The sequence below is a fragment of the Paenibacillus sp. OSY-SE genome, assembly GCF_000283315.1.
Taxonomy (GTDB): domain Bacteria; phylum Bacillota; class Bacilli; order Paenibacillales; family Paenibacillaceae; genus Paenibacillus_B; species Paenibacillus_B profundus.
Map to the genome: position 1 here is coordinate 11,795 of NZ_ALKF01000183.1, position 24,385 is coordinate 36,179.

Annotated in this window: 18 protein-coding genes; 11 read left to right on the forward strand and 7 right to left on the reverse strand. The window is 52.6% G+C overall.

The window, feature by feature from the left end; genetic code table 11:
* Nucleotide 1: 1 nt before the first annotated feature.
* Genes A372_RS0115315 through A372_RS36420 form a run of 8 tightly spaced genes read left to right on the forward strand, consistent with a single transcriptional unit; the run spans nt 2 to nt 6,068 of the window.
* Nucleotides 2-304 (forward strand): DUF2577 domain-containing protein, encoded by a 303-nt coding sequence (locus tag A372_RS0115315; RefSeq protein ID WP_019421747.1) that lies wholly within the window; start codon nt 2-4, stop codon nt 302-304.
* Nucleotides 301-717 carry a DUF2634 domain-containing protein gene (locus tag A372_RS0115320; protein ID WP_019421748.1) on the forward strand — a complete coding sequence of 139 codons (417 nt, stop codon included), beginning with the start codon at nt 301-303 and terminating at the stop codon, nt 715-717. Before A372_RS0115315 ends, A372_RS0115320 begins: the two co-directional genes overlap by 4 nt.
* Nucleotides 710-1,810: a baseplate J/gp47 family protein gene (locus A372_RS0115325; protein ID WP_019421749.1), complete on the forward strand. Its 1,101-nt coding sequence runs from the start codon at nt 710-712 to the stop codon at nt 1,808-1,810. Before A372_RS0115320 ends, A372_RS0115325 begins: the two co-directional genes overlap by 8 nt.
* Nucleotides 1,803-2,390, forward strand: a complete 588-nt coding sequence (locus A372_RS0115330; protein ID WP_019421750.1) for a putative phage tail protein — start codon at nt 1,803-1,805, stop codon at nt 2,388-2,390. The genes A372_RS0115325 and A372_RS0115330 overlap by 8 nt, the downstream gene beginning before the upstream one ends.
* Complete coding sequence (locus tag A372_RS0115335; protein WP_019421751.1) at nt 2,387-2,671, forward strand: hypothetical protein; 285 nt, start codon at nt 2,387-2,389, stop codon at nt 2,669-2,671. Before A372_RS0115330 ends, A372_RS0115335 begins: the two co-directional genes overlap by 4 nt.
* Nucleotides 2,671-5,289 carry a hypothetical protein gene (locus A372_RS0115340; protein ID WP_019421752.1) on the forward strand — a complete coding sequence of 873 codons (2,619 nt, stop codon included), beginning with the start codon at nt 2,671-2,673 and terminating at the stop codon, nt 5,287-5,289. The genes A372_RS0115335 and A372_RS0115340 overlap by 1 nt, the downstream gene beginning before the upstream one ends.
* 16 nt (nt 5,290-5,305) lie before the next feature.
* Nucleotides 5,306-5,911, forward strand: a complete 606-nt coding sequence (locus A372_RS0115345) for a hypothetical protein (RefSeq protein ID WP_019421753.1) — start codon at nt 5,306-5,308, stop codon at nt 5,909-5,911.
* 1 nt (nt 5,912) lies between these two features.
* Nucleotides 5,913-6,068, forward strand: a complete 156-nt coding sequence (locus A372_RS36420; RefSeq protein ID WP_019421754.1) for an XkdX family protein — start codon at nt 5,913-5,915, stop codon at nt 6,066-6,068.
* A gap of 79 nt (nt 6,069-6,147) precedes the next feature.
* Here A372_RS36420 and glpK read toward each other — a convergent pair whose 3' ends face one another.
* The 6 genes from glpK to gap all read right to left on the reverse strand — a co-directional run bounded on the left by glpK (nt 6,148) and on the right by gap (nt 15,372).
* On the reverse strand, nt 6,148-7,701 hold the full coding sequence (gene glpK, locus A372_RS0115355) for a glycerol kinase GlpK (RefSeq protein WP_019421755.1): 1,554 nt from the start codon (nt 7,699-7,701) through the stop codon (nt 6,148-6,150).
* Between the two features lie 140 nt (nt 7,702-7,841).
* On the reverse strand, nt 7,842-8,546 hold the full coding sequence (locus tag A372_RS0115360) for an MIP/aquaporin family protein (protein WP_019421756.1): 705 nt from the start codon (nt 8,544-8,546) through the stop codon (nt 7,842-7,844).
* A 717-nt stretch (nt 8,547-9,263) separates the two neighbouring features.
* Nucleotides 9,264-10,610 (reverse strand): NCS2 family permease, encoded by a 1,347-nt coding sequence (locus tag A372_RS0115365; protein WP_019421757.1) that lies wholly within the window; start codon nt 10,608-10,610, stop codon nt 9,264-9,266.
* A 909-nt stretch (nt 10,611-11,519) separates the two neighbouring features.
* Nucleotides 11,520-14,195 carry a pyruvate, phosphate dikinase gene (gene ppdK, locus A372_RS0115375; protein ID WP_019421759.1) on the reverse strand — a complete coding sequence of 892 codons (2,676 nt, stop codon included), beginning with the start codon at nt 14,193-14,195 and terminating at the stop codon, nt 11,520-11,522.
* Complete coding sequence (locus A372_RS37400) at nt 14,192-14,356, reverse strand: GapA-binding peptide SR1P (RefSeq protein WP_157259582.1); 165 nt, start codon at nt 14,354-14,356, stop codon at nt 14,192-14,194. The genes ppdK and A372_RS37400 overlap by 4 nt, the downstream gene beginning before the upstream one ends.
* A complete protein-coding gene (gene gap / locus A372_RS0115385; RefSeq protein ID WP_019421761.1) occupies nt 14,332-15,372 on the reverse strand; it encodes a type I glyceraldehyde-3-phosphate dehydrogenase in 1,041 nt (346 codons plus the stop codon). The genes A372_RS37400 and gap overlap by 25 nt, the downstream gene beginning before the upstream one ends.
* Nucleotides 15,373-15,975: 603 nt before the next feature.
* Between gap and pheS the strand changes: the two genes are divergently transcribed.
* Complete coding sequence (pheS, locus tag A372_RS0115390; protein WP_019421762.1) at nt 15,976-17,010, forward strand: phenylalanine--tRNA ligase subunit alpha; 1,035 nt, start codon at nt 15,976-15,978, stop codon at nt 17,008-17,010.
* 67 nt (nt 17,011-17,077) lie between these two features.
* On the forward strand, nt 17,078-19,522 hold the full coding sequence (gene pheT, locus A372_RS0115395; protein ID WP_019421763.1) for a phenylalanine--tRNA ligase subunit beta: 2,445 nt from the start codon (nt 17,078-17,080) through the stop codon (nt 19,520-19,522).
* 206 nt (nt 19,523-19,728) lie between these two features.
* Here the strand turns inward: pheT and A372_RS0115405 are convergent, their stop codons facing one another.
* A complete protein-coding gene (locus A372_RS0115405) occupies nt 19,729-21,024 on the reverse strand; it encodes a helix-turn-helix domain-containing protein (protein ID WP_019421765.1) in 1,296 nt (431 codons plus the stop codon).
* 423 nt (nt 21,025-21,447) lie between these two features.
* Here A372_RS0115405 and zapA point away from each other — a divergent pair, with 423 nt between their 5' ends.
* Nucleotides 21,448-24,369, forward strand: a complete 2,922-nt coding sequence (gene zapA, locus A372_RS0115415; protein WP_019421767.1) for a cell division protein ZapA — start codon at nt 21,448-21,450, stop codon at nt 24,367-24,369.
* Nucleotides 24,370-24,385 lie beyond the last annotated feature (16 nt).

The following is a 24,385-nucleotide window of genomic DNA, read 5'->3' on the forward strand; positions in this document are numbered from 1 at the left end:
CATGAAAATGATGCTGGACATTATTAAAAAAGCAGGAGCGGGCGCTGTGGAGGCTGCGAGTCCGGTCGCGCTGCTGTATGGCGAGGTGCTGAGCATATCCCCGCTGCAGGTGCAGATTGATCAGCGGTTTACGCTGCCAGCGTCTGCTCTGGTCATAACGGAACAGCTGAAGGAATATAAGGTGCGCGTTGGCACGGAGGAGATTGCAGTCCGTCAAGGACTGCGCGCCGGCGACCGTCTGCTGCTGGCACGCATGCAGGGCGGACAGAGCTATGTCGCGCTCGATAGGGTGGTGAAAGCATGATTCCGAAGTACAGAACAGGGGTTGCACCGACTTCAACGGTGCTGGATTATGCAGAGCAGCCGACCCGAACCTATCGTCTGGATATAGAAGCAGGGCGTATCACCGGCATGACGGACGGGCTGGAAGCGATGAGGCAGGCGGTATTGAAGATACTGCTGACGGAGCGGTTTGCGCATCTCATTTACAGCCCTGATTACGGTTCGGAACTGCGGGCGCATATTGGGTACAGTCTTGGCTTCGTGCAATCCGAATTGCAGCGCACCATTACCGAAGCGCTGATGCAGGATGACCGTGTATTGAGGGTGAACGAGTTCGCCTTTGAGCAAAAGGGGGATTCGCTGCACGTGCGGTTTACGGTTGAGACGAATTTAGGCAAGCTGCAAATGTCGAAGGAGGTGAAGATGAATGGCTGATTTGGATCAAGGAGCATGGGCGGTGCCCCGTCTTGAGGACATTATGGAGCGCATGCTGGAACGCGTTCCGGGCGATGTAGACAAGCGGGAAGGCAGCATTATTTACGATGCGCTTGCTCCTATTGCCGTTGAACTTGCACAGGCTTATACGGAGCTGCATGTGCAGAATGAGCTTTCTTATGCAGATACGTCGAGCGGTGAATACTTGGAGCGGCGGACGGCTGAATACGGGGTGAAACGGAAGCAAGCGACTGCGGCACGGCGGAAAGGGCTGTTTTATGATGCCGCGGGCGAACCGTTTGATGTCCCTTTGCGTTCCCGCTTTTCTACGGCAGCCCTGAATTATGCAGTCATCGAGAGGTTGACGGCGGGGGTGTTCGCCCTCGAAAGTGAAGCGAAAGGCTCGAAAGGGAACGAATATTACGGATCACTGATGCCGGTGGATTACGTTGATGGGCTGGCAAGGGCCGAGCTTGCGGATGTAATCGCACCAGGAGAAGACGAGGAATCGGATGAATCACTCCGGCGTCGTTTCTTCGAGGCTGTGAATGAGCAGCCATTTGGGGGGAATGTGGCCGATTATAAGAAAAAGGTAACCTCCATTACCGGCGTCGGCGGCGTGAAAATATTTCCGGTATGGAAAGGCGGAGGCACTGTAAAGTGCACCATCATTTCGGGCAGCTTTGACTCCCCGTCCGCTGAGTTGGTGAAGGAGGTTCAGACTCTGATCGATCCGGAAGCGAACCAAGGCAAAGGACTGGGATTCGCCCCTATCGGTCATGCAGTTACGATTAAAAGCGCTGCCTCTGTCGGCATCAATGTGTCGACGACGCTTACTCTCGATGCTGGAGTTGCCGTTCCGCAAGTGAAGTCCGACGTGGAGAAGGTTATTGCCGATTATTTGCTGACGCTGCGGACGGCATGGAAAGAGGAGGAGAGAACAGTTGTACGCGTCAGCCAACTGGAAGCGCGAATTTTGACCATTAAAGGGATTGCGGACATTGCCGACACCAAGCTGAATGGTGCGGCTTCCAATGTTGAGTTGAATGCCGAGGAGATCCCGGTGATGGGGACGGTGACCTTGAATGGCTGATAAATTAATCGGACTGCTGCCTGACCTTTACCATGACATTAAAGAAATGATTCTGTTGATGGAAGCGCAGGATGAAGAGAAAGAGGAGCTATTGGCTGCAATCCAGAGGCTGTTCGACGATCAGTTCGTCATGACGGCGAGCGAGGAGGCGATAGCGCGGCGGGAACGGATGTTGAGCATCCTGCCAGATCGTGATGCGGAGACGCTGGATTTCCGGCGCAGACGCATCATTAACCGCTATACGACCAAGCCCCCGTTTACCGTGCGGTACTTGCAGGAGAAGCTTGATTTTTTGCTGGGCAAAGATAAGGCGCGTGCCGTCGTGGATACAGAAGCCTTCCTGCTGCGGATTGTAGCTAATATTACGGATGCCGCCGTATTTAAAGAGGTGGGACACACCGTGCGGACGGTCAAGCCCGCGAACCTTGTCTATCAGCAGGAGACAGCGCTCCTATCGGGTGTCGGTGTACAAGAGAACATATTCCGCTCGGACCTGAAACGGACGACACGGCTTTCGACGACGTGGAAGCTGGGGCGATCGCCGTTCGCCGAGCGTGGACCGGAGGTGCAGATGAAATGATTGAACCGTCGCTTTTGAATGAGCTGGCAAACCATGTGAACACACGCATCGCCAAGGTTGTGCTCAATAAAACCTACGAAATTACGGAGTTCACGGTAAAAAAGGTATCCGAGAGCATCGTAAGTCTGGAATACATGATACCCATCGGTTCGGTTGACAGCGTATCGCTGATCGAGCTGCGGGCTGCCGATGGCGCGGTGCTGACATCGAACGCCGTCTACATCCCGCTCACGACCGATACCATCATCAAGCAGCCGATTACAGTGAAGGAGGTGGCATAATGCCATACGAGGCAAAGACGGATTGGAAGTACGACGATACGGTGACGGAAAAGGATTTGAACCGCATCGAGCAGGGGCTGAAGGATGCGCATGTGGCGGAGCACGAAGCATTAACGCTATCCCCCGGCGTGCAATTGGTTGAGGTGGAGAATGATACGCCGTTTAATTTTGGCGAAGTCAAGGGGCGGACGTTAATTGACTTAACGGCTGGGCTTGGAAATATAAAAGACAGTAACGGCGATGGTATTGCAGATGGTTGGGTTAAGTCGGTGAATGTAACTGGTACGCCTACTGTAGAAAGTAAATTTGGTATGATTTGGCAAGTTATACCATCGGTGCAGACGGATACAGCTATACAAAGATACATGGGGTTCCGCTTAAAACGCGCACTCCCAAAAGACAAAAAACATGTTTTGTTTGTGGATTACTTTGCCGAAGGTGATATCACGGCGCAAGTTTATTTTGCATATGCTCAAAGTGGTAAAACGAAGCTCCTTGGAACTGTAGCTAATAGTACAAGGAAAACACTATACTCACCTATTGATGTTACAGAAGATGTTGCGAGTATATACTTCTACAATGCATCTCCTGTTGGAACAATTAATAAAGCATATGTTTCTACTGCGTTTGTCGTGGAAGTGCCGGAAGACATCTACACAAAAATATTAAACGGTGACCCCGAATGGTCAGGAGAAAAACTAGCAGCCAAATATCCATATGTAGACGGCATGACCAACGTTCGCAACCCCTATACGATAGTAAGAGGGGGGAATCAGCTGCCACCGTTTACGGAATGGGAAGCACGCTCGGAATCGACACAGGAATTTATATCTCCATATGAAGTTCAGCACACCATGCAGCGCGCGGGTCGGTATCTTGGGACGGCCGTCAAAGTAGTTCCCGGACAAAAATACTCGCTGAGCGTGTCGGAAATAACCGATTATGCACGTATACGGATCTGTGTGAACGACGGCCCTAGTTATGACAACGGCACTTACATCGCCGACTTGCATAGCAAAATAAAAAATCAAAGCATAACGATCCCAAACAACGTATCCGAAATTGCTCTCGTTCTGACTAATATGCCGAATATCCCATCATACCCGCTTGTATGCACTTGTGCGGATATAACGATGAATGCGGGGGGGGTAACCGCGCCATTCGCTCCACAACAGCGATCCATGTGGGCAGCAGAATGCGATCTAGCCGCTAATCCGGTAGATGGTAGCAATCCAGACGTGCTGTTTCAGGGTGTCGATGGGCTGCCGTATGTGTCGAAGTCGTGGGGCAAGGTGACGCTGGATGGTTCGTTGCCGTGGGGGATACCCGAGGTACAGAATAGCGGTTTTAAAATACTTTTTGCGAGAGATGCTGCTCCTAATAATGCTTCTCCGGGTGATTGGGACGATGAAGGAAAGATATTCGCGATAAAGTATGATGGTAAACCGATGTTGGGAGATGATAGCGGCATTGGATTGTGGCAGAAAAGCGACCTTGTTCGCCTATTCACGTCTAGCGTGTATGTTTCTGTATCCAACACAGACAGCGGATGGGGAGACGCATACACGCCGTCAGCCGACGAAATTAAGGCGTATTTCATGGGCTGGAAAATGTATGACAATATAAACCCGAGCAACCCACATACACCGGGTGCGGGAAAAGCGTGGGTAAAACTGACGTGTCGAAATGCTGATGGTACATGGACAACAAAAACACCTGACGCACGGACAACAGTGCCGACGGAGCCAGCAGGATCCGATACCAATGGGAGAGTATACACGCCATACCGCCTCCAATACCTAAAGGCTCAAGCCACTGCTGAACCCGTGCGGAATTACGAGTTAGGCGCGAGACTGTGCAAGGGAGCGAACATGGTCGAGGTCGGCAGCGGTATTGTGTTGCGAGAGAAGGCGAATCCAATTTACGGAGGCTCAGGCTTTTATTACGTCAACACGTTATCCATCATCAATAATCCGTTTAAACACAAGATAAAGAGCATTCGCATGATTTACGCGAACCAAAACGAGGCTAAGAGCAAATGGATAATTGACGGTGTTGACGCGTATGGAAATGAGCGCGCAAAGTGTCTTCCTGAAAACTTTGACCCCACCGCAGTCTACCACGTCACATACACAATGCTAGACCCAACGCTTGTGGCTCCTATCTCGGGTACCATAGCGGCGAACCTACGCGGTACTGTATCGGACTTGGTGCAGCATACGGGGGACATGGAACGGCGGTTGAGCGTGGTGGAGACGCAGAAGGCGGAGAAGGATGTATCCGCACCAGAATGGATTGACGGAACTCCGCTAAACGGTTGGCGTCCACATGAAGATCAGGCGTATCGGTCGTTGTCATATCGAAAAATGGGGAACAGATTGGAGATTATGTGGAGTCTCAAACCTGGGACATGGGAGCAAACTGTAATTAGACTTTCGCCCGAATATTGTGTTAAACGGGTAGTAGAGAGACCTGTCATTGGATGGACGTCTAGCGGTTCGGTCGTGGTGACAGCAACTTATACTCCCAAGGGGGAATTGAGTTTTTACGCAACACTAGGAACGACGAAGGCGGACATAGGTACAGTTCGCGGATATCTATATTTGCCGCTTGATTGAGAAAGGGTGTTGAGAGATGAAAGATGCAATTATAACTGATTTACAAGGCCGATATCTCAAGTCGACGCCCATCGCGGACTCCGTGACGGGCGTTTTTGATCGGCGGGAACCTGTCCAGCGAGGCGAGGAAGAGCCGCTAGAGACGGAGCAGCCGACTGAACCGGAAACAGTCCTTGTTGGTTACACCGTGGCAGTGCCGCTACCTGACGGCCTGTATGAGCCTACATTTGACGTTGAAGGACACACACAAGCTATGTCTGATTACGATGCCGCATATGCCGAATATCTCGCGGTCTTGGCCGTGTACGACCCGGAAGGAGAGGACTCGCAACCGCAGCCGCCGCTGCTAGTAGATGGCCACTCTTTTTGGCGAAATGGTCTTACGCAAGAAGAGATCGAAGCCTTGCAGCCTAAGCCATTGCCATCCGAGCTTGACTTGATTCGGGTGGAAAATGCCAAGCTCCTGCTTCATGTGGCCGAGCTTGAAGCGAAGAGCGAACAACATTCTGAACTAACAACTGCGCTGCATGCTCAGAATGCCGAACTGGATACGAAGAACGAGCAGCTTTCGCAAGACCATGCAACATTACTATTTCAACTAGCCGAAAAAGGAGTGATATAACATGGATTGGTTCGTAACGATCAAACGCTACTATGACATGGGGATTTACAAGAAGGATCCAAAAGATCCGCTGTATGTCGGCAAGTTCTGTGAATTCGGCAAAATCGCGCTTGAACAATACCAGGCCATTACTGGCGTAGAGTATCCCTCGAAATAAGCCGCGCTCAAGGCAGCATGACAAAAGGGCCGGCTTCCGCCAGCCCTTCCTCTTTTACAATCCTATTCTTAGAGAAAAATCACGCTTTAATTTCCTCTTTATTGCCGGAGGCGCCAGCCTCCTCTTGCTCTTCCTCATCCTCGCGCTCCCAAGCCATCGTGCGTTCCACGGCTTTTTTCCAGCCTTTGTAGAGCTTGTTCCGCTTGGCATCGTCCATTTGCGGGGAGAAGGTGCGGTCCAGTTTTTTAGTCTTTTTCAAATCGTCGATATTCCAGAACTGGACGGCCAATCCGGCGAGGCTGGCTGCGCCGAACGCTGTCGTTTCCGTCACCTTCGGCCGCTCCACGTTGACGTCGAGCATGTCGGCTTGGAATTGCATGAGCAGATTGTTGGCGACCGCGCCTCCGTCTACGCGCAGCGCTTGCAGCGTAATACCGGAGTCGGCCTCCATCGCGCTCAGCACATCCTTCGTCTGATAGGAGAGCGATTCGAGCGTCGCCCGGACGATATGCTCCTTGCTAGAGCCGCGCGTCAAGCCGAAAATCGCTCCCCGCGCGTACATATCCCAGTAAGGGGCACCTAGCCCGACAAAAGCGGGTACGACATACACGCCGTCTGAACTGTCCACCTTGCCTGCATAATATTCCGAGTCGGGGGCGGAATCGATCATTTTCAGCCCATCGCGCAGCCACTGTATCGCCGCTCCGGCAATAAAGATGCTGCCTTCAAGCGCATAGTTCACTTTGCCGTCGATCCCCCAGGCAATCGTCGTCAACAATCCGCTTTTCGAAGCGACGGCGCGCTCGCCCGTGTTCATCAGCATGAAGCAGCCCGTGCCATACGTGTTTTTCGCTTCGCCCGGTTCGAAGCAAGCCTGCCCGAACAGTGCTGCCTGCTGATCGCCCGCTACTCCGGCAATCGGAATCTCGGCTCCGCCGAACGTATGCTCATCGGTATAGCCGAAAATACCGCTCGAAGGTTTCACTTCCGGCAGCATCGCAGCCGGGATATCCAACCATTCCAGCAATTCTTCGTCCCATTCCAACTTGTTAATGTTGTACAACATGGTGCGGGATGCGTTCGAATAGTCGGTAGCGAACGTCGTGCCGCGCGTCAAATTCCAAATGAGCCACGTATCGACCGTGCCGAACAGCAGCTCGCCCTTCTCGGCCCGTTCCCGAGCGCCTTCCACATGGTCGAGAATCCATTTCACCTTCGTGCCGGAGAAATAAGCGTCCAATACGAGTCCCGTTTTTTCGCGAATCGGATCAGTAAGCCCGCGCGCAGCCAATTCATCGCAAATGCCGGACGTTCGCCGATCCTGCCATACGATGGCATTGTGAATCGGCTTGCCAGTATGTTTATCCCAGACGATGACCGTTTCCCGCTGGTTTGTAATCCCGATGGCTGTCACTTCTTGCGGCCGAATGCCGGTACGTTCCAGAACCTCGCGCGCAACGCCGCTCTGCGTGCCCCATATTTCCATCGGATCGTGCTCAACCCAGCCGGGTCGCGGATAGAGTTGCGTAAATTCCTTTTGCGCTACGCTGACAATATCGCCGGAATGATTGAACAGAATGGCTCGTGAGCTGGTTGTGCCTTGATCGAAAGCGAGTATGAATTTTTTGTCCATAATAAAATCCTCCTCATGGGTTATGGCGATGCACTAAATATAGGAATCGAGTTGAATCGTAAAAACGCATTACAGAAAAATGCGAAATATGAACTATTAAACAAAATAATCTCTTTGGTATGAAATTCATGACCAATATATTAGAACATGAACGAATAAGCAAGCGCTCCAAGAACGCCTCCAACGACCGGACCCATAATCGGTACCCATGCATAGCTCCAATCAGAGGATCCTTTGCCTGCGATGGGCAGAACGGCGTGCGCAATGCGAGGGCCAAGATCGCGGGCAGGGTTAATCGCATACCCCGTAGTTCCGCCAAGCGACAGTCCGATGCTGACGATAAGGAAGCCGACGATAAACGGATGTAAGCCGTCTGCAAATGTATTGCCGCCAATGGCAAGCAGGCTGAACACGAAAATAAACGTGGCTATTACTTCGCTTAACAAATTGGCTCCTGTGCTGCGGATGGCCGGAGCTGTTGCGAACACCGCGAGCTTGGCAGCTTGATCGTCCGTCGCACGCCAGTGTGGCAAATAATGCAGCCATACGAGCACGGCTCCGAGAAATGCGCCGATCATTTGTGCGGCAATATACAGCGGCACTTGATCCCATGCGAACTTTCCGATGGCCGCCAGCCCCAGCGTAACGGCGGGATTGAGGTGAGCCCCGCTTATGGACCCGACCGCATACACGGCAATGGCAACGGCGAGTCCCCATCCGAACCCGATTACGATCCAGCCGCTGTTTTCCGCTTTTGATTTTCGCAGCACGACGCCGGCCACTACGCCATCACCCAGCACAATCAATAACAAGGTCCCCATTAACTCTCCCCAAAAAGGTGTCATCCCAAGTTCCTCCTTCGGACTATCTGTATGCGTTTTCAATTTGTAATTGCTGAATTGTTTTTTCCGCCGCACCCCCTGCAAACAAAAAAAAGATGGCCCAACATCATATACCCTTGCCGTAAGACAAAGATATGAAGTGGTCATCTCCAGTTTCTCATGCAACCGCTTTGCTATTAACTTAATTACAGTATATTCAACTATTTTTGAATTATCAACGAATAATGAGAAATTTTGTTAAAGAAACCTAGCTATGCGAAGAGAAAAGAAGGACTGAAGGAAGGGGAGTGCCGCATATCTCACTCCTGCATTGGATTTAGTGCAATGAAACGGTGACGTAAACCTCTTTGCAGTAGGTTCACTGGAATTCATCCAGCGTTTTGACACTCTTGGAGCGGCAATCGCTGAGAATCAGGCGGATCCACTGGACAGAATACAGTCTACATGTCGTTTAACCCCTAATCCATACATTCTGCTGCATGTTTTCCAATGGAATTGCCTCGACCCCGGAAAATAAGTTTTGTTCAACTTTATATCGCTTATCTAGATCTAGCTTTAGCCTCAAATAACCTAACTAAATCTAACTAATCAAATTACCTAGTGTTATCTAGCTTATATAACGTCTCAAGCTTGCCTAACATGTAATACTACTCTAGCTTGTCACCGATACTTTCAAAGCAAAATAAGGCGGCTTCAACCTGAAGCCGCCCAATAAACAATTTACAGTGCTTGCAGCACGAAATGCACCGCGAACAACACCGAGATGACGTAAAACAGCGGCTTTACTTCGCGCGCCTTTCCGACAGCGATTTGGAACAAGGCGTAGCTGACGAACCCAATCGCGATGCCATCCACGATGCTGTGCATGAGCGGGATGAACGCGATGATGAAGAACGCAGGAAGTCCCTCGGCCATAGGCTCGAAGCGAATCTTCTTCACGGCGGGCATCATCAAGCCGCCGATGAAGATGAGAATCGGCGCCACGGCCTGATCGGGCACGAATGTCAGTAACGGCAGCGCCACGAGCGTAACCAGGAACAAGGACCCGGTCACGATGGAGGTCCAGCCCGTACGGCCTCCTGCCGAGATGCCTGCCGCCGTTTCGACCGTAGCTACGGTCGGGCTCGTGCCGAATATCCCGCAGGTGACGACCGACAGAGCGTTCGCCTGCATAGCGCGCTGGAAGCGCTCGGGACGGCCGCACATGTTCAATTGCGCGTTAATCAAGCCCACATTTTCGAACACGATGACCAACGTCATCGAGAAGACTGCAACGGCCATCGAAGCTGCGGACACACCTTGTAAGGTGAACTGCCCGAATACGTCGCCGTACACCGACCACGAGAATGTGCCGTTCGCTTCGGCACCAACCGCACCAGCTGCGCCGGACGATACGGCTCCCGTCACATAAGCAAGCGTGGTGCCGAAGATGATCGCGATCAGCAGATGCCCTGGCACTTTACGCATGAACAGGATGCAAGTCAGCGCCAACGTGGCGAATGTGACCCACACGCCCGGCTCACCGAACGATTGCACCGCAATGATGGTCGATGCGTCGGAGACGATGACGCCGCCTTTTTGCAGCCCAATCAGCACGAGCATCAAGCCGATGCCCACGGAAATGGCCTCCTGAAGCGATTCAGGAATAGCGGCCCTCAGCTGTTCGGCAAGCGAGGTGAAGCTGATAATGGTGAAGCAGATGCCCGACACCACTACAACCGCCAACGCCTGCTGCCATGTTAACCCCATACCATGCACGAGCGTGTACGTGAACATGGCGTTGATCCCCATGCCCGGCACGAGAATGATCGGAGCTTTGCCCCACCAGCCCATGATGAAGCAGCCGGCGGCGGAGGCGAGTACGGTCGCGATAATGCCAGCTTCTTGAGGAATGCCGGCGTCGGCCAAGATCGATGCATTGACGATAATAATATAGACAATTGCAAAAAAGGAAACGACTCCAGCCAACAGCTCCTGACGCATCCCGCCAGCGGTTGACCGTACAGACGCGTTAGGCAAAGGACCGGAATCCGCCTGCGCGCGTGAGTGTTCTTTTTGGCGGACCAATGAAATACCCTCTTTCCATCGTAGCCCCTCACCCAACCCTTTCAATGTTATGAAAGATAGACAGCCTAAAGCCATCATGCGCTTATTGTAACACATACCATCTTCAAATAAACAAGGTTTACAGCCTCAATTAACATTGGCTATCAGGAACCTGAACAAAATAGTTATATGTCTGAAAGACTTACAAAAAAATTCGAGGTTAATGTCACCCCATACAATGAAAATTAACTTCTACAGCTTTAAAACATAAGTAAACGCCATTAAAGAGGGGAGGAATCATGAGATAGTATTGTTTGTCAGCCCTTTTGCTCCAATCTCCCCTTTCATCAGAAAACCGATATCGAGGCGTCTCATAGGTTGGCGACTGCGAATAAAAGGTAGGTTATATCGCCGTAAGAATGGGTTGGTTTCGTATTAGCTTAATCGCTTTACAGAAAAATGTAAGCTTTCCTTAATGGACATGAGGCTGCATGAGTTCTGGCTCATTGCCGTCATAATCAGCCGCATCATACCAAGGTTACGAGACGGCACGTGCTTCGACCCTCGTTGTTATCCTTCCTGACCGTATGGGAGAATGGACATAAGGACTTGCATATGGTAAGTCCGTCAATTTTTTTCGCTCTAAAAGGAAAGGAGATTGCGCTTCTGAATAAAGGGGAGAGTGAAGCAAGAGATGAGACAGGCCTACCTGCTTCGAAAAGGGGATAGTGACGAAAATCACTTTGGTCGCATTACAGAGCTTAAACATTCCTTCATAGCTAAAACAGGCGAACAGTTAGATTCAAAGTTATCCATTTTATGTAATTTTAATTTCGTGTGTTTGGCACCAATCAATGCCCGCATACATTTGCTAAAAAAGACGCCCGCGAATGCGGACGCCTGTATAATCAACGGCTAGGTCATTTTAAGTCACACCGACACAGAGTGAAGCGAAGCGTTCCGGCTGCCGAGCAGCAGCTTCGCCTGAGCGGCGGCGATACGAGCAAGTGGGATGCGGTACGTCGAGCAGCTGACATAATCGAGCCCGATCTCGTGGCAGAAGAGGATGGAATCGCGGTCCCCGCCATGCTCACCGCAAATGCCGGTCGTCAATTGAGGATTGGCAGCAATGCCGCGCTTCACAGCCAGCTCAATTAACTGGCCGACACCGGTCGTGTCCAGCACTTGGAACGGGTTGGCAGCCAGCACGCGACGGTCGACGTAGTGGGTGAGGAACTTGCCCTCCGCGTCGTCGCGGCTGCAGCCGAACGTCATCTGCGTCAGATCGTTCGTGCCGAACGAGAAGAAATCGGCATGCTCCGCAATCTGGCCGGCTGTAAGCGCGGCGCGCGGCACCTCGATCATCGTGCCGACACGGTAGGCGCAGCTGCGGCGCTCTGGACCGAGCACCCGCTCCGCGGTGCGCTCGATGAGATCGCGCAGCAGACGCAGCTCGGCAGCATGGCCGACGAGCGGCACCATAATGTCCGGCTGCACGCGCACGCCCTTGCGCAGCATACGGGATGCCGCCAGGAACAGCGCCTCCACCTGCATTTCATAGATTTCCGGGAACAGAATGCCGAGGCGGCAGCCGCGTTGGCCGAGCATCGGGTTCGATTCGTGCAGCCCGCGCACCTTGCCGATTAAGCGCTCCAGCTCGCGCAGCTCTTCCGGCGTTCCCGCGCCTTGCACCGTCATCTGCGTCTGCCGCACGACGAGCTCTTCCAGATTCGGCAGGAACTCATGCAGCGGCGGATCGAGCAGCCGTATCGTGACCGTCAAGCCGTCCATCGCCTCGAAGAGGCCTTCGAAGTCGTCCTGTTGCATCGGAAGCAGCTTCGCCAGCGCCTTCCGGCGCTCCGTCTCCGTCTCGGCGAGAATCATATCCTGCACGATCTGAAGCCGGTGCGTGGACATGAACATGTGCTCCGTCCGGCACAAGCCGATGCCTTCGGCGCCGAGCGCGCGCGCCTTGGCGGCGTCTTCCGGCGCATCCGCGTTCGCATAGACGCGCAGCTCGCGTTCACGGTCGGCCCATTCCAGCAGCTGCAGGAACTCAGCCGACATATCCGCTTCGACGACCGGAACGGAGCCGGCAATGACCCGGCCTGACGTGCCGTCGATGGACAGCAGGTCGCCTTCGCGGAACGTCCGCGTCCCGATGACGATGAGCTTCTGTCCGAAGTCGAAGCACACGTCATCGCAGCCCGAGACGCACGGCTTCCCCATGCTGCGGGCTACGACGGCCGCGTGGCTCGTCATGCCGCCCCGGCTCGTTAAGACGCCTTCCGCGGCGAGCACGCCGTGAATGTCCTCCGGCGTCGTCTCCGGCCGGACGAGAATAATACGCTCGCCAGCGGCGGCCAGGCGCTCGGCCTCGTCGGCGTCGAGCACGATGCGGCCGGAAGCGGCGCCCGGGGAAGCAGGCAGGCCTGACGCAACGACGTCCAGCGTGGCATCGGGCGCAAGCGACGGATGCAGCAGATGCTCCAGCTGCGCGACGTCCGTCCGCAGCAAGGCCTCCTGCACCGTGATGAGCCCTTCCTTGACGAGAGCGACGGAGATAGCGACGGCGGCCTGTGCCGTCCGCTTGCCGGCCCGCGTCTGGAGGATGAACAGCTTGCCGCGCTCGACCGTGAACTCAATGTCCTGCATGTCGCGGTAGTGGCGCTCCAACTGTTCGGCAGCCTGTATCAGCTGCTCATACAGGTGCGGCATGTCGTCCTCCATCTTGGCAATCGGCTGCGGCGTACGGGTGCCGGCGACGACATCTTCTCCCTGGGCATCCGTCAAATATTCGCCGAACAGCTCCCGCGCCCCGGTCGACGGGTGGCGGGTGAAGAGCACGCCTGTGCCGCTGTCCGCGCCGCGGTTGCCGAACACCATCGACTGGATGTTGACGGCCGTACCCTCGTCGTCCGGGATGTGGTGCAGCTTGCGGTATACCTGCGCACGGTGGTTGTTCCAGCTGCGGAATACCGCCTCGACGGCCAGTTGCAGCTGGACGTGCACATCTTGCGGGAACGGAGTGCCCACCGTTGCCTCCAAGCACTGCTTATAGCGCTGAACAAGCTCACGAAAGCCATCCGCCGTTACGTCCTGATCCTCCTGGGCGCCGCACTGCGCCTTCACATCGGCGAGGATGCGTTCGAATGCGTCGGACTCGACGCCGAACACGACATTGCCGAACATATGGATGAGCCGTCGATAGCAATCATAGGCGAAGCGTTCGTCGCCCGTGACGGCGGCGAGGCCCTGAACAGTGTCATCGTTCAGCCCAAGGTTCAGAATCGTATCCATCATGCCAGGCATGGAATGCACAGATCCGGATCGGACGGAGACGAGGAGCGGGTCGCCAGCGTCCCCGAACTGCTGGCCACGCGCCAGCTCGACCGCCTGCAGGGCGGCACGCGCGTCATCCATCAGGCTGTCTGGCAGCCGGTTCAGCGCATAGAAGGAGCGGCATGCTTCCGTCGTAATCGTGAAGCCTGGCGGTACTGGCAGGCCGATGCGGGTCATCTCAGCCAGATTGGCGCCCTTGCCGCCGAGCAGCGCCTTCATACCGGCATCCCCGTGCCGGAAATGACTAATCCAATTCGATTTCATTGCGCGTCTCCCCCGATTCCATCTATTTCACTGTCAGCGGCGCAGGCATCGCACCGATGGTAGTAGACGATCACTTTCTCAGTATCGACCTCTTCCAGCACCTTGTCGCACCGCTCGCACAGAATGACGCCCAGCATCACTGGGCTGCTGCTGTTGGACATGCGCTCTTCACTCCTTCCTGTATTAGATGGCGAGTCAAGTCGACGACTCGTGCCGCGTAAGCCCACTCGTTGTCATACCAAGCCAACAGCTTGATGTGCCGATCCTGCGCGATGAGCGACAAGCCGTCCACCACCGCGGATTTGTCGTTACCGATGAAGTCGGTCGAGACGAGGGGCTCGTCGCACCATTCCACATAACGGTCATGTCCGTCCCGAATCGCATGAAGGAACGCGAGTCGGACGTCGTCTGCAGTCACCGGCGTTTTCACCTCGGCCGTCAAGTCAACAAGCGAGACGTCTGGTGTCGGCACTCGCACGGAGATGCCCTGAACGGACGGCGCCAAATGCGGCAAAATGCCGGCGAGCGCCTTGCCCACTCCGGTGGACGTCGGGACCATCGATTGCGTGCATGCCCGCGCGCGGCGCAGGTCCTGATGAGGGTTGTCGAGATGCTTCTGGTCGTTCGTATAGGAATGGATGGTCGTCATCCAGCCGGAGACGACGCTGAACGAACGGTCGAGAATGTGAAGAACGGGCGCGAGACAGTTCGTCGTGCACGACGCGGCGGAAATGAGCTGGTGCGCCTCGTCATCATACATCTGTTCGTTGACGCCCATGACGACCGTTAGGTCGAGCTGCTTGCCGGGAGCGGTGACGATGACTTTCTCCGCGCCCGCTTCAATATGTTTAGAAGCACCCGGGCGATCTGTGAATTTGCCCGTTGCATCGATGGCGGTATGAATGCCGAGCCGTTGCCACGGCAACTCTGCCGGATCGGCTTCTGCCAATACCGGGATATGCGTATCATTAATAATGAGCGTATTGCCTTCAGTGGCAATATCCGCGTTCCATTTTCCGTGTATGGAGTCGTACTTGAGCAAGTGCGCGATGGTGGAAGCCGGGTAGAGGCTGTTCACTGCCCGGATGCGAAACGGTGAATCAGCTTCATCCATAGCCCGCCGAAACACGAGCCGCCCAATGCGGCCCATGCCGTTGACGGCAACTGGTAATGCCATTTCGATTCCTCCTTTAAGATGGAACATTGGTTTCTTTTTCCATTATGTAGTATATCACAAACATTAAATAATGTGTAATATATAATCGTTTATTTTTATATAATACGTCATAATAAAATAGGGTGTTCTATTTTCGATGGGCTCTTGCATATAGATCTTGCACTTTGCTCTTCGTTTATTGAGGATTAGGGGCGGATAATACTTGCAAAACGTCCGCGGGTTGACTATAATACTTGAAATGTAATGTATTGACTATAGTCAACGTTTATCCATGCAATGCTGAGATGGAGACAAGTACGCAGCACCGCTTATCAGGGAGGAGACGCCGAGGATTGAGAGCGTTTCTTGAGGACGGACTGCCGAAATTCACTCCGGAGCAGGGCCTTGAACGGCAGGCAGACCGCCTGTGCCAGTAGAGGTGCCCGGTGACGACCCGTTATCGTCGTAGCAAGTGAGACAGCACGTTCGCTTCGGCGCTGCAGGAGAGCAGCTCTATGCCAGAGTGTCGTGATGTCTAATAAGGGTGGTACCACGGCCTTCTCGTCCCTTGAGACAGAGAAGGCCTTTTTGTTTTGAGATGGAAACTAAAGGGAGGTCAACACCATGAAGGAGCGTTTACAGGCGCTGCGCGCTGAAGCGCTGGATAAGCTGCAGCAAGTGAAGGATGCGAACAATCTGAACGAGCTGCGCGTCAAATTTCTTGGTAAAAAAGGGGCGCTTACGGAAGTATTGCGCGGTATGGGCGGCTTGAGCGCGGAAGAGCGTCCGATGATCGGGCAAGTGGCGAACGAAGTCCGCGGCGCCATTGAGGAGTTTATTGAACAGAAGCAGGAGGCGTTCCAACGTGAAGAGACGGAGCGTCGTCTGCAGGAAGAGACGATTGACGTCACGCTGCCAGGCCGAACGTTGGCGCAAGGCGCGGTCCATCCGCTCAATAAAGTGGTAGAGCAAATCGAAGACATCTTCGTCGGCATGGGCTACACCGTTGCGGAAGGCCCGGAAGTGGAGCAGGACTATTATAACTTCGAGGCGCTCAATCTGCCGAAGGATCATCCAGCGCGCGACATGCAGGATTCCTTCTATATTACAGAAGATATTTTGATGCGCACGCAGACGTCTCCGGTGCAGATTCGCACGATGGAAGCGATGAAAGGCGACGTGCCGGTCAAAATCATTTGCCCAGGTCGTGTATACCGCCGCGACGATGACGATGCGACGCATTCGTTCATGTTCCATCAAATCGAAGGACTCGTCATCGACAAGAACATTCGCATGAGTGACTTGAAAGGAACATTGCTTCAATTTGCGCGTGAAATGTTCGGTCCGCATATGCAGATTCGCCTGCGTCCGAGCTTCTTCCCATTCACCGAGCCAAGCGTGGAAGTCGACGTCACCTGCATGAAGTGCGGCGGCAGCGGCTGCCGCATCTGCAAGCATACCGGTTGGATTGAAATTCTTGGTGCGGGCATGGTGCATCCGCGCGTGCTGGAAATGGGCGGCTACGATCCGGAAGTGTACTCCGGCTTCGCCTTCGGTATGGGTGTGGAGCGGATTGCGATGCTGAAATATGGCGTTGACGATATCCGCCACTTCTATACGAACGATATGAGATTCCTGAAGCAATTTGCTCGTATGTGACATTAAATACATGTTCAAAAAAGTGATTTTTTTGAACAACCTCTTAAATGAAAGGAAGAGAACGGTCATGAACGTATCTTACAAATGGCTATCGGAATATATCGATTTGACCGGCGTGTCCGCGGAAGAGCTTGCTGAACGGATGACGCGCGCCGGAATTGAGATTGATGTGGTGGAGAACCGCAATAAAGGGCTTGACAACATCGTGGTCGGTTATGTTGTATCCCGGGAGAAGCATCCCGATGCCGACAAATTGAATGTATGCAAGGTGGACACCGGAAGCGGCGAACATCTGCAAATCGTCTGTGGAGCGAAGAACGTCGATGCGGGACAGAAAGTGCCTGTCGCACAAATTGGCGCGGTAATGCCTGACGGTATGAAGATTAAGCGTGCCAAGCTGCGCGGCGTGGAATCCCAAGGGATGATCTGCTCGGCCAAAGAGCTGGCCATGAATGATAAGCTGCTCCCGAAGGAAATGCAGGAAGGCATTCTCGTGCTTCCAGAAGATACGGTGATTGGCACGCCGATTGCCGATGTCCTCGGCCTGAACGATCATGTGCTTGAGTTGGACCTGACGCCGAACCGTTCAGACTGCTTAAGCATGATCGGTGTTGCCTATGAAGTCGGAGCGTTGTTGGACCGTCCGGTGCGTCTGCCAGAAGACACGGTCAGCGAGTCCGCTGAACAAGCAAGCAGTACTGTTAGCGTTCGCATCAGTGCTCCTGACGCATGCAACCGATATGCGGCACGTTACATTACAAATGTCAGCATTAAGCCGTCGCCGCTCTGGCTGCAGAACCGATTGCTTGCGGCAGGCGTGCGTCCGATTAACAACATCGTTGACATTACGAACTTCGTCATGCTGGAATATGGGCAGCCGCTGCATGCTTTTGATGCGGACAAATTAAGCGGCAATGGCGCGATCGATGTGCGTTATGCACACGAAGGAGAGACGCTCGTTACGTTGGATGGGCAAGAGCGCAAGCTTGAGCCGCATATGCTGTTGATTACGGATGGCGTCAAGCCGATCGGGCTTGCCGGTGTAATGGGCGGCGAGAATTCTGAGGTGAGCGGCGACACCGTAAATATTTTGCTGGAGTCGGCTCATTTTGCAGGAAGCGTCGTGCGCAAGACATCGCGCCAGATGGGACTCCGCTCGGAAGCGTCCCTCCGCTTCGAGAAGGAAGTGAATCCGGAAGCAGTCATTCCAGCGCTCAACCGGGCGGCAGATCTGATGCGTCAATTGGCAGGCGGCAGCATCGCTGCAGGCATTGTCGAGGAGACGGCACAGCCGCATGAACGCAGAACGGTCACTTTGACGCTGGACAAAACGAACCGCCTGCTCGGCACTGCGCTGACGGCGGCAGATGTGACGTCTATCCTGCAGCGTTTAGGGCTAGAAGCCGCTGAACCCGAAGCCGGCGTCTTTCATGTGCGAGTGCCATCCCGCCGCGGCGATATTACGCGTGACGTCGATCTGATCGAAGAGGTGGCTCGCATTTACGGATATGACAACATCCCGACGACGGCTATCGAAGGTCCGACGACGCCAGGACATCTGAACAAAGGTCAGACGATCCGCCGTGCGATTCGCGGATTGCTAACAGACAACGGATTGCATGAAGCGGTAACGTATTCGTTCACGCATCCGACTGAAACCGAGCTCTTCCCGACATTCATCGACGGGGCTGTTCCGGTTCGCCTGGCGATGCCGATGAGCGAAGAGCGAAGCGTGCTGCGCACAAGCTTGCTGCCAAGCTTGCTGGATGTGGCGGCGTATAACCGCAACCGCAAAACTGACGATGTGAAAGCGTTCGAGCTTGGCCGCTTGTACTTGACGTCGCAGGAAACACTGTCGGCCTTGGTGAAGGAAGAGCTGGTGCTTGGTCTTCTAATGACCGGCAAACGCAGCGCGGCACAGTGGAATATTAGCTCCGAAGCAGTTGATTTCTACGATGTGAAGGGTGTTGTGGATGCTCTTGCTTCGTACTTGGGGCTGGAAGGCCTCATCCGTTATGAGGCGAATCGTCCGCAGGGTCTGCACCCGGGCCGTTCGGCTTCCATGTATTTGATGGGTGCGGAAGGCGAGCAATATATCGGTATCATCGGACAAGTGCATCCGGAAATTCAACGTCAGAAGGATCTCGGCGAAACGTACGTGGCGGAGCTGCTGTTGCAGCCGCTGATGGAAGCAGCCGATTTCAACATTGCATACAAAGCGCTCCCTCGTTTCCCAGCAGTGGATCGTGACATCGCTGTCGTAGTCGACCGCAACGTGGAAGTGGGCCGATTGGTTACTACAGCTAAGGAAGCGGCTGGCGAATGGCTGGAATCTGTAGGGGTATTCGACATCTACACAGGCGATCGTATCGCAGAGGATAAGAAGAGCGTCGCGATTTCCCTCGTATACCGCCATGCGGAGCATACCTTTACCGATGAGGAAATTACCGATATCCACGGTCGTGTCATTGCGGCGCTTGAAACAACTTATAGCGCAGAATTGCGCAAATAGAACAGATGTTACCTAACATGTAAAGTAGATATAAACCATAAAAGGTGGGAAACGGATAATTTCCGTAACCCACCTTTTGCATTCATGGAAGGCATAAGCCTGTTACCAAGGGTTAATGACGCCGCCGCCAGAAAACATAGTGGCTACAGGTGTAACAATAACAGCAAGACAAAAAATTACAGCAGCCAGTTTACCATGCATTTTTTTCATATCATCTCTCCTATCTTGAGTTTTGAACCACTCAGGTGATTAAACATTGATTTGACCTTATGTAAATATTGCATGTTGTTAATAATGTCGGAATTTTCATGAATAGTGTCAAACAATACTTCAATGCATTCATAAGCATTTTTGTGCCTATCCACATTAACAAACATGGTAATGCTTTTCAGTAAGCAATCAACAGATTGCTCGTGAATTCCCGCCAGCTTAAAATATTCGCTTTTTTTCTTGTAGTAATGTGCATATTCTGTAATAAGGCAAGGGTTACTTGAATTTTCAATAAAGTCATATTCCCACTGAAACAGCTTTTCGACAGCGCTCAAATTGTTTTGTTGCAGGTATAAATCAAACAGATCATAAATAATATTGACTTTGTGAGCGGACTTTTCCAAGCATTGCTCCAGTTGATTAATGGCTAAATCAACGTGGCCTTTTTTTCCGTTTAACTTAGCTGTCATAAAATCTGCGTTTTCTTGTACAAATGGGAATTGGAACGTGCAGTATTGCTGGAGATATCGTTCCGCCATGTCGTAATTGTTCAAAAAATAGTGTGAAAAGGAAATGAAAGAAATAGAGTGTGCTTTGATGGCGCTGTCAGTTGTATCCAATATTAATACTTGATTGCAATATTCAATAGCTTCTTTGTATTCTTTCAAATGATACGAATGGGCACCCAACTTGTAATAGAGTGTAATCTGTTCTTCCAATGAAAGAAATTGAACATAATGCGTAATGTTTTTTCCTGTATAGTAGGTTGTCTGCATTTTGCCGAAATCATCGCGTTCAATTAAATATTCCTGTAGCAGCGCCTTGGCGAAGTACGTTTGAATGCCGTGAGTGCGAGCGTATTTTATGATGAGCTTGTACAGGGAAAGTCTGACTGTTGGCGCATCCTCAATGGAACCTGTGAACTTATACAGTTCATCCACTAATCCAATACTGTCTTTTTTTTCGTCACGAAGAAACTGAGCGGCAATCTTAGTGGATAATGACGGAGCGCTGGTTATGGACTCTTTCAAGATGGACATAAGCACATCAGCTCTCTGCTCAACGGAGAGATATAATTCGACAATGTTTGGATATGCGATATCAAAGACACTTAAAAGGGCGTGCATCGTTTTAAATTCTGGGCGCTTCGTTTCGCCGTTCTCGATTTTAGAAGTGATGCCTTTGGCGACTCCTGTCATAGCCTCTAACTGGACTAATGTTAAATTGGCCTCTTGTCTGCATGTTCTGATGAATTCGCCAATAGTTGTAAATTGAAGCGACTCAGCCTTCATATCATCACCTCTTCAAACCTGTAGGTATCATTACATCAACGATACCAAATAATGTCTTATAAGTAAATATCCTTTGGTCAAATAATGTCGGATGGTAAGAGCAATGATCTTGTTTGCAGTGGCATGAGCCATGACAGAACCCATATTCCCTTGTCTCCTCCTCCATTGGATATAGTCATTTGAGAGGAAAAGTGATTTTGAGCAATAAAAGCGGGCTTTCTTCCTGTTCTTTCCTCTCGAGGGAACAAGGAAGGGCCCATTTCTTTTTTTGAGCCGTTATATATGAAATGAAACTTGACTTTCCGCTTTACGTAGCAGGAAATGAGGCTAAGCATATCGAACTTATAAGGTAAGATTTCGTTGCCTCGTTGCAAAGTCATACTTGCAGTTCGTGGCGACGCTAAGGTAAGGAGGATGTAAAGAATGACCACTTCAGATAATAAACATCGGGTTACAGTTGAAATATATGGAACGCAATATAAATTGGTAGGTACAACAAGTAAAGAATATATGCGCAATATCGCCGCTGTGGTGGACGAGCATATGCGGGTCATCTCGAATGCGAGCTCGCGACTGGATACACCGCGCATCGCCGTACTAGCGGCCGTGCACATTGCGGAGGAAGTTCAGAAGATTAAGGATGACCATGCGCGCATCAGCGTATCTCTCCAAGAGCAAGAGCATGCGGGCAAAGCGTTGACGCACGAATTGGAACAGCTGAAGTCCGAATCATCGCAAGCGTTAGAGAAGCTCCGTATGGAATCGGGCGCCGAACTTGACAAGCTGCAAGCAGCGCTCACGAAGGAGAAAGAAGAGGTAGAGAAGCAGACTGCCTCGCTCCGGGAGGAAGCAGCGAAGCTGAAGGAAACGAATCGCCAGCTGTCGGAAGAGAAGCGTGCTTCCAACGAGCGTCTGCAGAAGCTGACGGAGCAGACGAAGGAAGCAGACCGCCGCATTCAATCGATGACAACACGGGAGAATGAGTTGAAGCGCAAGCTGCAGGAACAGGAAGCCAAGCTGAAGACAGCGGTTGACGAGAAGCAGCAAGCAGCCAAGGCACATGAAGCAGCGCTGCAGCAGAAGCTCGCCCAGCAGGAACAGCAATGGCAGACGAAGCTGGATGCCGAGAGACAGCGAACAGAAGAGACGGCTGCAGTCTGGGAGGAACAGTTGGCGGAACAGACGGCCGCTTGGGAAGGTCAGTTGGCAGCGCAGGCGACCGAATGGGAACAGCGGTTGACAGAGCAGAAGGCCAACTTAACTCAAGAGCACACCGCTCAGGTAGTAAAGTTAAAGTCAGAACATGCTCAGCGAGTGAAGCAGCTTGCTGAACAGCAAGAAGCGCAAGCTCAGAAGTTGACGCAGGAGCGCGCCAGCGAGCTTCAAGCGCTTGAAGCTAAATATACCGCGGATATGAACCAGCTCCAGACAGAACATAAGGAGCAGGTTCAACAATTGAAGTCATCTCATGGCAATCAATTGCTGAAGTCGAATCAGCGCCACACTACTCAGGTGAAGGAATTGACCGAACAGCATGCGAAGGAGCTGGAACTGGCGGCAGCCGCTCAGCAGGAGAAGCTGGAGCAGGCCATGACTGCGCTGCAGCAACAATTCGATCAGAAGGAGGCGGAGCTTCGCACTGAATTGGAACAGATGGGGGCGAAGCATCGTACTGAACTGGAGCAGGTGACAGCCGCGCACCAGACCGAGCTGGAGGAAGTCGATACGAAGTATAAGAGCGAGCTGAAGCAAGTGCATTCGAAGCATCAGGACGTTCTGTCTCAATTGAACGGGAAGCATCAACAAGAGCTTGAGCAACAGAGCTCGAAGCATCTGAGCGATCTGGAGGAAGTACAGTCCCGCCATCAGAACGAGCTGAACAAAGTAAACTCCAGCCACCAAAGCGAGCTGGATCAATTGAAATCAGCGCTTGGCAATGAACTCGAACAATTGGAGAATACGCATCAGAAAGAGTTGGAACAGGTAAGAGCCCAGCATGCGGAGGATGTGGATACGTTCTCAGTGCTGCATGAGGAGGCGGCAGCCGAACATGAGCAAGCGATGGCCGCGCTGGAGCAATCGTTGCGCGCGGAAGCGGAAGAGCAGATGAAGAAGCCATCTCATCGCATCCATCAGCTCGAAGGGCAATTAAGCCGAGCGGAAGAGCTTGATCGTGCGCGTCTGTTGGAGATGGAGCGGCTTATTCGCGTACGGGACGAAGCCCACGCAGAAGTTGCAGAGCTGCAGGAGCAGCTGAAAGAGGCAGAACAGTTGGCCTCTGCCGAGCGCGATGAACTCATTGTCCAGCATGAGGCGCGGCTTGCGGAGCAGCTTCAGGCGGAAAGGGAGTCGTGGAAGCTGGAAGCTGATAAGGAACGCATCAGCTTGCAGGAACAATTCAAACAGGAACGTACTGGCCTGCAAGAACAGTTCAAGCAGGAGCGGAGTGGCTTACAGGAGCAGTTCGAACAGGAACGAAGCTCATGGATTGCGAAGGAAGAGAAGGAACAGGAAGCCTTCAACGAATTGGCCTCCGAGTTGGAAGCGAAATGCCGTCAATTGGAAGCAGAGAAGTTGAACTGGCAGTCTGCAGCCGAGACGATGCAAAGTGCGCAGTCTGAGGCGGCAGCAGCCGTGGAAGCGGCACAGAAAGAAGCGTTGGAGACGGCGGCGCGCTGCGCTCAACTGGAAGAGGAGCAAGAGCTTTACGCGACCGATCTTGAACAATATGAAGCATACAAGAAGCAGATGAAAGAGCGGGAGAAAGCTTGGGAAGCGCAGCTTGAAAGTGTTCAGGCGCGTGAACAAGAGTGGCGGGAACAGCTCGCCGAGCAGCAAAATAACGCGCAGGAATGGACAGAGCAAAAAGAGAAATGGCAAATGCGTGAAGCAAACTGGCTGGAGCTTGAAAAGAAATGGCAGGCTCGGGAAGAACAGTGGCTGGAGCATTTTGAACAATGGAAAGACGAAGAGCGAAAATGGAAGCAAGCCGAATCTAATTGGAGCGCGCGGGAACAGGAGTGGGCGGAGCAAGAGCAGGATTGGTCACTCGCGTTCAAATCTTGGAATGATGAACGAGCGGAAATGAAACAGCAGTTGAAGGACGTAATGGCTCAATTGGAGCAAGCCAAGGAACAGGTTGGCTTGAACGAAGACATGACGGCTATTCAAGAACAGTTCGAAGTGCTGTCCCATCAATTCCGTCTGTCTCAAGTAGAGCGGGAAATGGAACGTAAGCAAGCACAAGAAACGGAAGAAGTCTACATCAAGCTCAAAGACGAGTACTCGAAGCTGCAATCGGAGTTCAACGAATGGCTGGAATTAATTGAGCAAGATGTCCGTTAAATCGGAATAAAGGATG